The 13,770-nt window shown below is 45.8% G+C and carries 13 protein-coding genes and 1 other RNA gene; 1 reads left to right on the forward strand and 13 read right to left on the reverse strand.

What is annotated here, in order from left to right; all coding sequences use genetic code 11:
• Window positions 1-62: 62 nt before the first annotated feature.
• From argC to rplM, 3 genes are all read right to left on the reverse strand, one after another.
• Entirely contained in the window at window positions 63-1,121 is a 1,059-nt protein-coding gene (gene argC, locus ICN33_RS03285; RefSeq protein WP_216194512.1) for an N-acetyl-gamma-glutamyl-phosphate reductase, read from the reverse strand.
• Between the two features lie 113 nt (window positions 1,122-1,234).
• Entirely contained in the window at window positions 1,235-1,636 is a 402-nt protein-coding gene (gene rpsI, locus ICN33_RS03290) for a 30S ribosomal protein S9 (protein ID WP_071466175.1), read from the reverse strand.
• A gap of 9 nt (window positions 1,637-1,645) precedes the next feature.
• The gene (gene rplM, locus ICN33_RS03295; RefSeq protein ID WP_015422034.1) at window positions 1,646-2,074 is read right to left on the reverse strand and encodes a 50S ribosomal protein L13; all 429 of its coding nucleotides are present in this window, start codon (window positions 2,072-2,074) and stop codon (window positions 1,646-1,648) included.
• A 418-nt stretch (window positions 2,075-2,492) separates the two neighbouring features.
• Between rplM and ICN33_RS03300 the strand changes: the two genes are divergently transcribed.
• The gene (locus ICN33_RS03300) at window positions 2,493-2,915 is read left to right on the forward strand and encodes an OsmC family protein (RefSeq protein ID WP_216194514.1); all 423 of its coding nucleotides are present in this window, start codon (window positions 2,493-2,495) and stop codon (window positions 2,913-2,915) included.
• Here the strand turns inward: ICN33_RS03300 and rnpB are convergent.
• The 10 genes from rnpB to ICN33_RS03350 all read right to left on the reverse strand — a co-directional run bounded on the left by rnpB (window position 2,916) and on the right by ICN33_RS03350 (window position 13,734).
• Window positions 2,916-3,222, reverse strand: an RNA gene (rnpB, locus tag ICN33_RS03305) — RNase P RNA component class A.
• A gap of 60 nt (window positions 3,223-3,282) precedes the next feature.
• Complete coding sequence (gene pyrC / locus ICN33_RS03310; protein ID WP_216194517.1) at window positions 3,283-4,341, reverse strand: dihydroorotase; 1,059 nt, start codon at window positions 4,339-4,341, stop codon at window positions 3,283-3,285.
• Window position 4,342: 1 nt separating this feature from the next.
• A complete protein-coding gene (locus tag ICN33_RS03315; RefSeq protein ID WP_216194519.1) occupies window positions 4,343-5,695 on the reverse strand; it encodes a glycerate kinase in 1,353 nt (450 codons plus the stop codon).
• 9 nt (window positions 5,696-5,704) lie between these two features.
• Window positions 5,705-7,528 (reverse strand): ABC transporter ATP-binding protein/permease, encoded by a 1,824-nt coding sequence (locus ICN33_RS03320; RefSeq protein WP_216194521.1) that lies wholly within the window; start codon window positions 7,526-7,528, stop codon window positions 5,705-5,707.
• Between the two features lie 37 nt (window positions 7,529-7,565).
• Window positions 7,566-8,009, reverse strand: a complete 444-nt coding sequence (nudB, locus tag ICN33_RS03325) for a dihydroneopterin triphosphate diphosphatase (protein WP_216194522.1) — start codon at window positions 8,007-8,009, stop codon at window positions 7,566-7,568.
• 30 nt (window positions 8,010-8,039) lie between these two features.
• The gene (gene aspS, locus ICN33_RS03330) at window positions 8,040-9,839 is read right to left on the reverse strand and encodes an aspartate--tRNA ligase (RefSeq protein ID WP_216194524.1); all 1,800 of its coding nucleotides are present in this window, start codon (window positions 9,837-9,839) and stop codon (window positions 8,040-8,042) included.
• 16 nt (window positions 9,840-9,855) lie between these two features.
• Complete coding sequence (locus ICN33_RS03335) at window positions 9,856-10,509, reverse strand: DUF502 domain-containing protein (RefSeq protein ID WP_216194526.1); 654 nt, start codon at window positions 10,507-10,509, stop codon at window positions 9,856-9,858.
• A gap of 52 nt (window positions 10,510-10,561) precedes the next feature.
• Complete coding sequence (gene ubiB / locus ICN33_RS03340; RefSeq protein WP_216194528.1) at window positions 10,562-12,148, reverse strand: ubiquinone biosynthesis regulatory protein kinase UbiB; 1,587 nt, start codon at window positions 12,146-12,148, stop codon at window positions 10,562-10,564.
• Window positions 12,149-12,151: 3 nt separating this feature from the next.
• Entirely contained in the window at window positions 12,152-12,772 is a 621-nt protein-coding gene (locus ICN33_RS03345; RefSeq protein WP_216194530.1) for an SCP2 domain-containing protein, read from the reverse strand.
• Between the two features lie 53 nt (window positions 12,773-12,825).
• A complete protein-coding gene (locus ICN33_RS03350) occupies window positions 12,826-13,734 on the reverse strand; it encodes a Tim44 domain-containing protein (RefSeq protein WP_216194532.1) in 909 nt (302 codons plus the stop codon).
• Between the last annotated feature and the right edge of the window lie 36 nt (window positions 13,735-13,770).

The following is a 13,770-nucleotide window of genomic DNA, read 5'->3' on the forward strand; positions in this document are numbered from 1 at the left end:
CTCCTAAATCAAATGGGTATGTCTTATTTTAGGCTTTTAATGCCCAGCTTGCTGAAGGGTCATTATGGCGAAACAGCGATCTGGGTAAGGCCCGTGGTCTCTGGGAAGCCAAACATCAGGTTCATACACTGCACGCCTTGGCCTGAAGCGCCCTTTACCAAGTTGTCCTCAACCACCAAAATTACTAAAGTATCACCGCCGCCTGGGCGATGGATCGCAATCCGAATGCCATTACTACCCCGTACAGAACGTGTTTCTGGATGGCTGCCTGCTGGCATCACATCAACAAATGACTCATCTTTGTAGAAGTTTTCATAGAGCTTTTGGTAATCAACATCCTTACCAGCGTAAGTTAAACGCACATACAAAGTCGAATGAATACCCCTAATCATCGGCGTTAAATGCGGCACGAAGGTCAAACCAATCTGATCATGGCCAGCAATTGCTTTTAGGCCTTGCACGATTTCAGGGAGATGACGATGGCCTTTCACGCTATAGGCTTTGAAGTTATCAGCCGCCTCAGACAATAGCGTACCAATCTCCGCTTTACGTCCAGCACCAGAAGTGCCAGACTTCGAATCCGAAATAATATGATTACCATCGATCAATTGCTTACCACCAGTCGATTTTGGCGAAAGCAATGGAGCTAGTCCAAGCTGCACAGACGTTGGGTAGCATCCAGCCAAACCAACGACGCGTGCCTTTTTAATGGCATCACGATTGATTTCTGGCAAACCATAAACTGCCTCAGCCAAAATTTCTGGGCAACCATGCTCCATGCCGTACCACTTTGCAAATTCTTGAACATCCTTGAGACGAAAGTCCGCGGCAAGATCCAGAATCTTCACATTGTTGGCCAGCAATTCTTTAGCTTGCGCCATGGCAACGCCATGGGGAGTTGCAAAGAATACTGCATCACATTCATTTAATTTAGCTTCGTCAGGCGTTGTAAATTTTAGGGCAACACGACCGCGTAAAGATGGGAACATATCAGCTACCGACATGCCAGCTTCAGTGCGAGAAGTAATTGCGGTGAGCTCTACCTCAGGATGTTGCGCCAATAAACGCAACAGTTCGACTCCGGTATATCCAGTGCCACCTACGATGCCAACTTTAATCATGCCATTCTCCAAAATACCAACAGATGAATTTTATTTCTTTAATACCTAGATTGTAGAAACAAAAAGGGCCGCTTGCGCGACCCTTTCGATAAAACTGAAGCGACTGAAAGAAATTAGCGCTTGCTGAACTGCTTACGACGACGTGCGCCGTGCAGACCAACTTTTTTACGCTCAACTTCACGAGCATCGCGAGTTACCAAACCTGCTTTAGACAGGGTTGGCTTCAAAGCGTTGTCATAGTCGATCAATGCACGAGTAACGCCGTGACGAACCGCACCAGCTTGGCCAGTTTCACCGCCACCAGAAACGTTTACTTTGATATCAAAGGTCGTTAAGTGGGCTGTGAGAGCCAAAGGCTGACGAGCGATCATGCGTGATGTTTCACGAGCAAAATAAGCATCGATAGGCTTGCCATTAACAATGATTTCGCCTTTGCCAGATTTAATGAATACGCGCGCAACAGAACTCTTGCGGCGACCAGTACCGTAATTCCAATTTCCGTAATTAATAGCCATTTGGTTTCCTTAAATCTCTAACGCTTTTGGCTGTTGAGCCGCATGCGGATGACTGGCGTCGCCATAGACTTTTAATTTCTTAATCATGGCATAACCTAGTGGGCCTTTTGGCAACATACCCTTCACAGCCTTCTCTAAAGCGCGACCTGGAAAACGGTCTTGCATTTTGTCGAAGTTAGTCGAGCTAATACCACCTGGGTATCCGCTGTGACGGTAATAAATTTTGTTCAAGCCTTTAGTGCCAGTGACACGGAGCTTAGATGAATTGATGACAACAATAAAGTCGCCAGTATCAACGTGTGGGGTGTATTCAGGCTTGTGCTTGCCGCGTAGACGGAGTGCCACTTCACTGGCGACACGACCGAGGACTTTGTCCGTAGCGTCAATCACGAACCATTCATGCACTACCTCATGGGATTTTGCAGAAAAAGTTTTCATGATTTCTCAAATTGTTATAGTCAAAAAAATTACCCCAACCAAACTACGTCCACCTTGGCCCTGCTTATGTTTGCAAGCTCGCAGATTCTGCAATTTAACTGGTACAACAAATTACCGCTGACCGGCTCGGTAATTCAGTAAAGCCTTGAATTGTAACCTAAAAAAAACCCAGGAACGAGTCCTGGGTTGGAATCCACCTATGTTTGGGTGGAGGAGACACTGGGTGGTAAGTCGCAGTCTTATACAAGACTGACTACCAATGTGGTTATTGTATCCATATATATGGTGCGATGCAAGAAAATTGACCAAAATCAATTTTTTGCTACTTTTGAGCGATTTTCAGAGCCTAACTAAAGCTCATAAATATTGGTAAACTATTGATAATATTGATTAATTTAGTAAGTTAGGGGTCACTACTATGGAATGTCGAGTAAGCTGGTTGGGTAATGGTGGGATGGCCTTTTCTGCAGAAACTGGGAGCGGCCACCTCGTAAACATGGATGGCGCCCCTGAAGCTGGAGGCAAAAACCTGGCTCCAAGGCCCATGGAGCTACTTTTAGCTGGTGCTGGTGGTTGCTCAGCATTTGATGTGGTTTTAATCCTACAAAGGGCTCGTCAGGCGATTAGCGGCTGCGAAGTCGCGCTGCAGGCTGAAAGGGCATCGGATGACCCCAAAGTCTTTACCAAGATCAATTTGCACTTTACGGTGAAAGGAAAAGATCTAGACCAGGCAAAAGTAGATCGTGCAGTAAAACTTTCACATGAAAAATATTGCTCAGCTACCACCATGTTGGCTAAAACTGCGGAACTGACTTACAGCGTCGAAATCATTTCAGAATAAGTGCAGAGTCAATCGATAAGCCGGATTCTGTCGCCCAGATTTGCATCTAGGGGCAATCATTCCTCTAGGCCGTCAGTTACCTGACGGCTCAAGCTCCCTACCCGCAGACTCAGCGGGACGCCTCATCGTCTGCTTACTTGGGATTGCTCCGGGTGGAGGTTACCGCGTTTCACCGTAACTAAATACGCTCGTCTCTGTGGCCCTATTCCTCACGTCGCCGTGGATGGCCGTTAGCCATCACCCTTCCCTATGGAGTCCGGACTTTCCTCCCCCTCAATAAAGAGGCGGCGATTGCCCAATTGACTCTGCGCCTGCAGTCTAACGCAGTCAGGGCAATTTGGCTAAGAAACTAATGAAGTTGAGTTTTTTAAACCAGCGACCAAGCTATCGTTTCACCAGCGCGAAGTGGAACGATCGTGGCATAACCTAATGGCAATTCAGATGGAATGTTTTGCGCTTGCTTTACCAAGGTAATTTTTTTGCTATTCCGTGGCAATGAATAAAAATCTGGGCCAAAAAAACTAGCGAAGCCTTCCAACTGATCCAACTTGCCAACACTTTCAAATGCCTCTGCGTACAAACCCAAAGCATTAAAGGCACTATAACAACCCGCACAACCACAAGCCGTCTCCTTAGCACCCTTAGCATGAGGCGCACTATCGGTACCCAAAAAGAAGCTAGAGTTACCACTAGTGGCAGCCTCTAAAAGGGCAATGCGATGCTCTTCACGCTTGAGTACTGGCAAACAATAATTGTGTGGACGAATACCGCCAGTAAAAATAGCATTACGATTCATAAGCAAATGCTGTGGAGTAATTGTTGCCGCAATAGTATTTTTTCCGCCTGTCATTGCATCTCGTACATAGTGAGCTGCTTGTTTTGTGGTGATGTGCTCAAACACGATTTTGAGGTCAGGAAATTTTTTGCGCAGAGGCTCTAATACTGTATCGATAAATACCGCTTCGCGATCAAAGATATCGATTTCTGAGCTCGTGACTTCACCATGAACTAAGAGCGGCATACCAACAGCCTGCATTGCCTCCAATGCTGCATGGCAGCGCTTAAGATCACTAACACCAGCATCGCTATTGGTTGTTGCTCCCGCGGGATAAAACTTGAAACCAACTATTCCTTCAGCCATAGCCTTACGAACCTCATCCGCTGAAGTATTGTCAGTCAGATACAAAGTCATCAAAGGTGTAAAACTGTTAACGCCCAAGGCATTGAGGTTTGCTTGAATACGATCTTGATAAGCCTTAGCCAAATCCACGGTAGTAATTGGTGGCTTGAGATTCGGCATGATGATGGCACGTGCAAATTGACGTGCAGTATCTGCCAAAACATCCTTCATCACATCACCATCACGAATATGCAAGTGCCAATCGTCTGGCTGAGTCAGTTGAATTTGAGTAGGGCTATTGGACATATTATTTTTCTAGCAAGATGATGCGGAAATCATTCACATTCGTAAGTGTAGGGCCAGTTTCCACTAAAGCGCCTAATTGCGCAAAGAAGCCATAGCAATCATGCGCTGATAAGAATTTCTCTGGCACCAGGCTTTCAGTCTGGCTAGCTTGACGCACGGCGCTATCAAACCAGGCTCCAGCATTCTTTTCGCTGCCATCAATTCCATCGGTATCGGCAGCCAAAGCAGCGAACGCAGGAAGGTCTTTAGAGGCAGCAAAAAGCGAGAGCAGGTATTCGCTACAGCGACCACCACGCCCCTTAATGCCCGCTGGAATGGTGACGGTACATTCGCCACCAGAGATCAAGGCAAGCGGTTTAGCGATTCCTCTTGCAAGATAGTCACGAACTAAACCAGCCTGTTCAATACCAACTTCTCGAGCCTCACCAGTAATTGTGTCGCCCAAAATGATTGGCTCATAGCCCTGTGCATGAACATACTCAGCAGCTGCCTCTAAGCTTTTATAGGCAGTAGCTATGACATGGTTGCTTACTTGGGCATCTACTAAATCAGCGTCTTTTAAGGTCTCTGGTTTTTCTCCCGCCAAACCTTGCTGAAGATGATCTAGTACTGACTTTGGAATGGAGGACTCATCTAAATCGTATTTTTCCAAAATACTGAGTGCATCCAAATAGGTCGAATAGTCAGCAGCACATGGACCGCTAGCAATATCCGCAGGTGAATCTCCAGTTACATCAGAAATTAATAAGGCCTCTACTCGGGCACCACGCGCTATTGCTACTCTAGCTAAGTTACCACCTAAGATTGCAGATAAATGCTTGCGCACCACATTCATTTCTTCGATAGGCGCACCACTCCGCAAAAGAGCTTCAGTAGTTTTGCGCATGTCATCAATAGATATGCCTTCTTGCGGCAAGGTCAGAAGGCTGGAGCCTCCACCGGATACCAATGCAATTAATACATCGCCCTGCTTCAGTCGATTAGTTAATGCTAGAACTTCTTTCGCCCCATCCATGCCAGCCTGATCGGGTACTGGATGTCCTGCCTCAATTATTTTGATATGAGAAGTTGGTGAATGATGGCCATAACGTGTGAGCACAATGCCCTCTAGCATCACTTGTGGCCAATGTACTTTTGCATAAGCCTCTAATGCGCTAGCCATAGAAGCACTTGCTTTGCCAGCACCCACTACTAAACACCTACGCATTGGCTCTTGCCCGACCGGAAATATCTTGGCCAAAAATTTCGGGACAATCACTTGGGGGTCAGCAACGGCAACTGCTGCTGCAAAAGCGTTTTTAAGAACAGCTTCCTTGCTTTCTAGGATAGTAGATGAGGCAGTACTTTGAGTCATCAAGCTATTCTAATCAAGAGTGGCACGTTCTTGCATTTGCCACATTTCAGCATACTTGCCCTGAAGAGTAAGAAGCTCCATATGGGTTCCTCGCTCCACAATCTGTCCGTGATCCATTACCAAAATTTGATCTGCATGAGTAATGGTTGAAAGACGATGGGCAATGATGAGGGTTGTTCTGTTCTTAGCCAAACTCAGAAGTTCTTCCTGAAAAGCGCGTTCTGTTTTGGAGTCTAGGGCCGAAGTAGCTTCATCAAAAATCAGCATGGCAGGTTTCTTGAGGAGTGTTCTAGCAATCGCCACGCGCTGTTTCTCACCCCCGGAAAGCTTTAAACCTCTCTCACCCACCTGCGTCTCATAGCCCTCGGGCAAGCGCTTAATAAAGCCATCAATTTGGGCAGCCCTAGCCGCCTCTTGTACTTCTTCAATTGTCGCGGAAGGATCGCCATAGGCAATGTTGTAGCCAATCGTGTCATTAAATAAAACTGTATCTTGCGGAACAATACCAATTGCTTTGCGCAAACTGGCTTGAGTTACATCCTGAATATTTTGACTATCAATTAAGATTGCTCCTGACTGCACATCATAAAATCGAAACAGCAATCGGGCTAAGGTGCTCTTACCTGCGCCACTTTGACCCACCACTGCCGTAATGGTTCCCGCAGGAATATTGAAACTCACATCGCGCAATATTTCACGCTTAGCCTCATAGTGAAACGAGACATGTTCAAATCGCACATCTGGTCCGTGACTATGATTTTGAACTTGTAGTGTTTTTGCATTTGGGGAATCAGCAATTTCTTTATCAGTATTGAGCAAAGAAAACATTCGATCCATATCGGTCAATGACTGTTTAATCTCTCTATAAATCACACCCAAGAAATTCAGTGGAATATAAAGCTGAATCATTAAGGTGTTCACCAAAACCAGATCGCCCAAAGTCATAGTGCCATTAACGACACCCACAGTGGCGCGCCATAAGATGAGCATCAAACCAATTGCAATAATGAATTGCTGTCCAAGATTTAGGAATGCTAAGGTCTTTTGCGACTTCACTGCAGCAGCTTGATAGCGCAACAAATTCTCATCGTAACGACCAGCCTCAAAAGCTTCGTTACCGAAATACTTCACCGTCTCAAAATTCAACAAAGAGTCGATAGCCTTTTGATTGGCCTTTGAATCCATATCATTCATGGTGCGACGGTAATGGGTACGCCACTCTGTAACCACTATCGTGAAGGCAATATAGAGTACCAATGCTAGTAATGTTATTGCGGCAAACCAAATGTCATATGAATAAGCAAGGTAGCCCAGCACTAAACAGAACTCAATTAATGTTGGCAGGATGCTGTACAAAGAATAAGAAATCAGCGATTGAATACCACGCGTACCACGCTCAATATCTCGGCTCACACCACCAGTCTGACGTGCCAGATGAAAGCTCAGTGCTAAGGAATGCAAATGCTCAAATACTTGGAGCGCTACTTTACGGACGGCATTCTGCGTAACCTTAGCAAATAAGGCTTCACGTAATTCTGTAAATAAAGATGCAGAAATTCTTAATAACCCATAGGCAAGAATAATGCCCAAAGGTACCGCTAGAAGTGCCTGTGGAGAGCTAGCCTTAATGTCCAAAGAGTCAATTAACTCTTTCATGACAATTGGAATGCCTAGGTTGGCAACCTTAGCTGCAACAAGGCAGCTAAGGGCAATCAATACCCGAAAGCGATACTCTAGAAGATAGGGAAGAAGATCGCGAATAACACGCCAATCACCGCGTTGAGGTGTCTTTGATTCTGTGCTACCGTGATGATGCCCCGATGAATGTCTCATCGCTCTATCTTATTCCTAATTCATTATTTGACTTGGCTTAGTTCGTAAAAAATAATCTCAGAATAGCCTCGCCGTTACTGGGAGAAAAACATTTCTGTATAGCCTTTTGATAAGGCAACCACTCATAAGCTACATGCTCTCTTGGGGAAAGCGTGATTGGAGTGTTATCTGGAACCGCCAGTGAAAACCAGTGTTCAATATTTTTAGTGACGCCAGGAGCGTAACGAAAACGCCAATCTGGATAGATTTCATATTCGATCTGATGGTGCATGCTCTGCAATGCATCTTTTGGTAAGCGATCAACGGCAATACCCGTTTCCTCAAAAACCTCGCGAGCGGCCGCAAAAGCCAAATCTTCATTGGGGGCATCAAGACTGCCTGTCACCGATTGCCAAAAGCCCGCACGATCAGCGCGTTCAATTAACAAAACATCCCTATTCGATTTGTAGATTACAACCAAAACCGAAATAGGGATTTTCAAGATGGGGCTAAAAATGCTAATTAAATTGTTTTATGCGGGGGGCGCTGCTTGACGCAAACGGATGTGCAACTCACGCAACTGACGCTCATCAACCGGACTTGGAGCCTGTGTTAACAAACATTGTGCACGTTGTGTTTTAGGGAATGCAATCACATCACGGATCGACTCAGCACCAGTCATCATGGTCACGATGCGATCAAGTCCAAAAGCAATACCACCATGTGGAGGTGCGCCATATTGGAGAGCATCCAACAAGAAACCAAATTTTGCTTGCGCTTCTTCTGCATTAATCTTCAAAGCGCGGAATACCTGGCTTTGAACCGCTTCTTGGTGAATACGTACTGAACCACCGCCAATTTCACTACCGTTCAACACCATGTCGTAAGCTTTAGCCAAGCACTTACCCGGATCAGACTCCAGATACTTCATGTGCTCATCTTTAGGGCTGGTAAACGGATGATGGCAAGCAACCCAACGTGCCTCGCCTTCATCGTAGTCAAACATTGGGAAATCGACTACCCACAATGGCTTCCAGCCTTCAGTAAAGAGACCATGCTCTTTACCCCAAGCAGATTGGCCAATCCGTAAGCGCAAATTACCAATCGCATCGTTTACGACTTTTTCTTTATCAGCACCAAAGAAAATAATGTCGCCATCTTTTGCACCAGTGCGCGTCAGGATGCCTTCAATGGCTGCATCGTGCAAATTCTTCACGATTGGTGACTGCAAGCCATTACGGCCTTCCGCAACCGAATTCACCTTAATCCAGGCCAAGCCTTTAGCACCATAGATACTCACAAATTGCGTGTAGTCATCGATTTCGCTACGACTGATTCCAGCGCCACCAGGAACACATAAGCCGACAACACGTCCACCAACCTGGTTTGCAGCGCCTGAGAAGACCTTGAAATCAACGTCTTTCATCAGATCCGTTAATTCGGTAAATTCAAAGTTCACACGTAAATCTGGCTTATCAGAGCCAAAACGCGCCATACCTTCTGAATATGGCATGGTTGGGAATGGATTAGGAAGCTCAACATTCATAGTCTTCTTGAAAATATGACGAATCATGTTTTCAAACAAATCACGAATTTCTAATTCACTTAAGAAAGCTGTTTCACAGTCAATCTGTGTAAATTCAGGCTGACGATCTGCGCGCAAATCTTCATCGCGGAAACATTTGGTAATTTGGTAGTAACGATCAAAGCCGGCAACCATTAACAATTGCTTAAATAATTGGGGGGATTGTGGCAATGCAAAGAACTGACCGTCATGTACACGGGATGGAACTAAATAGTCGCGCGCACCCTCTGGAGTGCTCTTAGTCAGCATTGGCGTTTCAATATCGATAAAGCCTGCATCATCCAAGTAACGACGACACTCCATCGCTACGTTGTAACGCAAACGCAAATTCTTTTGCATTTGTGGGCGACGTAAATCTAATACGCGATGAGTCAATCGAGTTGTTTCAGATAAATTCTCATCATCGATTTGAAATGGTGGGGTTACAGAAGCATTCAGTATCACTAGGCTATGGCAGAGAATCTCTACTTTTCCACTGACTAAATCGGCGTTCTCAGTACCAGCAGGGCGGGCACGAACAAGACCTTTGATCTGAATACAAAACTCGCTTCGAACTTGCTCAGCAAGAGCAAACATTTCTGGGCGATCAGGATCGCAAACAACCTGTACAAAACCTTCGCGGTCACGCAAGTCAATAAAGATCACGCCTCCGTGGTCACGACGGCGATTAACCCATCCAGCAAGAGTGACTTCTTGACCAATCAGTGAATCGGTTACCTGGCCGCAGGTATGGCTTCGCATTGACATAACAATTTCCTATAAATCAAAAATGGCGTGGCAACTGGGATGCAGTTAAACCACTAGAACTATTGGGAGGAACAGAGCCCATTGAAACAATATGTTTCAAAGCCTCTTCCACACTCATCTCTAATTCAATCGTTTGTGCACGCGGCACGATCATGAAAAAACCAGAGGTAGGATTTGGGGTTGTTGGCAAAAATACGTTGACGTAGTCTTCACCCAATTTGGCGGTGACTTCTCTAGCGGGCGTACCCGTTTGAAAAGCAATCACCCAAGAATCTGCGTGAGGATAACGAATCAATAAAGCCTTACTAAAGGCCTGACCACTACCAGAAAATAAAGTGGATGAAACTTGCTGCACGCTGGAATAAATGGAGCGCACAACCGGAATACGATTAATCTGCTTGTTCCACATCCGAATCCACCACTGGCCAGCAAAACTAATTGCCACTAAACCGGTCAACATAATGACTGCAATCACAATCAAGATACCAACTCCGGGAAGATCGCGGAAATGCTGAACATCTACTGCAGCATCGTGAGGAAGAACTATGATGATGGCGTGCATCACCGATCCAAAAACGCCGTCGAGCAAACCCAAGCCCCAGGCAATCACCCAAACGGTAATCGACAATGGTGCCCAAACGAGGATGCCAGCAATAAAGTATTTTTTCATGTGTTCTGCCTAACCCGCTATTTTAGCGGTTTAGCAGCCAATCAGCGAGAGACTAATAAATGCCTAGGCTGATGATCAAAATTCCAGCCAAAAACCCGCCAGCAAACAGTAAAGCCCCCATTAATAGGCGATCTGTACGCCTTTCCTGGAATAAAAGGGCTTTTAAGGCCTCTAATTCGCTGGTTTGGTCTTTTATTTGATGCTTTCCTTGGGCCAGACTATCTGCAATTAAGCGTGGCAATGTAGGCAGAATTTTGGCCCAAGTCGGCGCCTCTTCCTTTAGACCATCAATTAATCCGCGCCAACCCAATTGCTTGCTTACCCATTTTTCTAGAATCGGCTTGGCCGTTTTCCACAGATCTAGATCTGGATCCAGCTGTCGGGCCAGCCCCTCAACATTGAGGAGAGTTTTTTGCAATAAAGTCAGTTGCGGCTGAATTTCTACTTTAAAGCGGCGTGACGTTTGGAATAAGCGCATGAGCACGATACCCAAAGAGATCTCCTTGAGGGGGCGATCAAAATAAGGCTCGCAAACTGAACGTACCGCACCCTCTAATTCTTCAACACGGGTATTGGCCGGAACCCAGCCTGACTCTATATGCAATTCTGCAACGCGACGGTAATCGCGATTAAAGAATGCCAAAAAGTTCAAAGCTAAATAATTTTTATCCGACTCACTTAATGCGCCAACAATTCCGAAGTCTAGCGAAATGAAACGGCCGAATGTTTCTGGCTCCAAGCTAATCATGATATTTCCAGGATGCATATCTGCGTGGAAGAAACCATACTCAAACACTTGGGTAAAAAATATTTCTACGCCATCCGAAGCTAGCTTTTTAAAGTCAACGCCAGCATCTCGTAATGCTGCAGTTTTACCAATCGAGATGCCATACATTCTTTCCATGACAATCACATTGGTGCGACAAAGATCCCAATACATCTCTGGAATCATTAACTTCTGAGAATCTGCAAATTGTCTGCGCAACTGACTTGCATTAGCGGCTTCGCGCATAAGATCTAATTCATCATGCAAGTGTCTATCAAATTCTGCCACGTTCTCTCGCGGCTTTAATCGACGACCATCCTCAGAAATCTTTTCTATGACTTTAGCCAAGTCATACATCAATGCAATATCACCATCAATTACTGGAAGAATGCCTGGGCGTAGAACTTTAATAGCTACAGCACGACCTTCCCACTCAGGGCGTTTGTCTGTGCCACGAAGTACGCCAAAGTGGACTTGCGCAACAGATGCGCTGGCGACAGGAGTTGCATCAAAGCTAATGAAGACTTCCTCGATCGGCTGCCCTAAATCCTTTTCAATTAAGCGACGTGATTCTTCGTTTGAGAATGGTGGTACCTGGTCCTGTAATTTAGCCAACTCATTGGCAATATCTTCTGGCAATAGATCACGGCGTGTAGAAAGTACTTGGCCAAACTTCACAAAAATAGGGCCCAGTGCTTCTAGCGTTAATCGAATGCGGTCGCCTCTCGGTAAATGGCGCCCAGGAGAAACCCAGCACAATACAGTTAAGAAACCGCGACGAATGCCAGGCTTTAAAAGGTCACGCAGAAGCGGCAATAAACCATAACGCCATGCAGTAAAAAATATAAAAAAGAGACGAGCAATACGACGCACGATTTATTTAGCCTTTTGCTCTAAAAGTTGAATACGTTTTTCCATGCGATCTACTGATTCGCGCAATTCACTTAACTCGGATTTACGAACCATAAAATCCCGTTTATTTAAAAGTACTTTCTTTTCTTCGCTGACATACTCCACCACATTGTCTAGCAAATCGCTAGCTGCAGAGCGAGTGGCCGACACAAACTTTTTGCTCTGTCTGACAGCAAAATTGGCTGGTGCATCACCTACCAGACGAGCTAAATCCTCCTCGTACTCCCAGCGCAATTGTCCCGCTAGACGACCTAATAATTGGGCTAAGTCTGCATCACCAGTAATTTTGACGGCTTTAAATGCCTGCTCTCGCAAAGAGCCTGGGCTGCTGGCCAAGTCACTCAATGCCTTAGTGGAAACCTCCAAGGTGAGTGAAGGGGCTTCGATCTCTTTTAGGCTAGCTAAAAAACCATCGGGCTTTATCTCAAAGCAAAGATTTCCCAAGGGTAGCTGCAGCAAAATGGTTTTGCTTGCATGGCGAGCCAACTCAGCCAAAGCCCAAGGCTCACTACCCAAAACATGATTCAGCCCCCGGCAAGCTGCGCCAGAAGCAATCGTATGGGTAGTCGAAAATTGTGTGTTCATGAGTGTAAAAAACCCGCACTAGTGCGGGTTTTCCGACGGAAAGTACCTTAAGCTTAAACCAACTGGGAGATACCCGCCAGTACCCAGCCGCCAGGACCTTCTACAGGCTTGCTCAAATTCCAGACTTCGGAGAAGTCACTAGCTGGAGCTCCTGGTTGTTCACGGATCATGCCGCTGAACTGAACACTGCAGAAATAATGACCATCGGCTGTTTCGATACCGAGGAGCTGAGCATTAATCGTGACTACATCAGTTTGATTGCTGCCATCAGTGCGGCCAGATAAATCTTGTTGAATCGTGGCAAACATATCAGGCGTTGTAAATTCACGCAAAGACGCAAGATCACCTTGATCCCAAGCTTTTTGCAAAGACACAAAATATTGTTTTGCATTCTCCAAAAATGTTTGTTGATCAAATCCCGGCGGTAAGGTTGACTGAAATACCTCAGGCTCAGAACTCACACCACCGAATGCATTTGCAGCAGGGGTAAAAGCAGGCTCCTGCCTTGGAACATCAACATTACTACGTTGCATGCCTTGGGAAGGCACGTTGGAATTCTGAACAGCACCAGACAGTACTGGCAACATTTTGCGAATAATGAACATAATGACAAAGCCTGCCAACATCGCGATGAGTAAGCCTGTAATTAAAGAAGACGCCGCCTCACCCAAACCGAAATGGGATAAGAGGTAACCAATTCCTAGGCCTGCAGCTAAGCCACCTAAAATACCGCCCATACCACCAAAACGACTAGGTGCAGGAGCCTGTGGAGTTGCAGCCGGTGTCGCAGGTTGAGCTTGCTGTGCTGGCTTCTGAACAGGCGCCGCTTGTTTTTGCATTGGTGCGCTTGGAGCTCGTCCAATACTTCTACCACCACCTAAGCGTGCTGCATCAGCATGACCTACCATTGCAAAAATTAAAGTAAGACTTAAAAGCGTCGCTTTAAAAAAATGTTTATTCATGGTTCTTTACCCCTTCTTATAACTACTTAACTTCTT

Origin of the sequence: Polynucleobacter sp. UB-Tiil-W10 (assembly GCF_018881605.1) — a bacterium.
GTDB lineage: Bacteria > Pseudomonadota > Gammaproteobacteria > Burkholderiales > Burkholderiaceae > Polynucleobacter.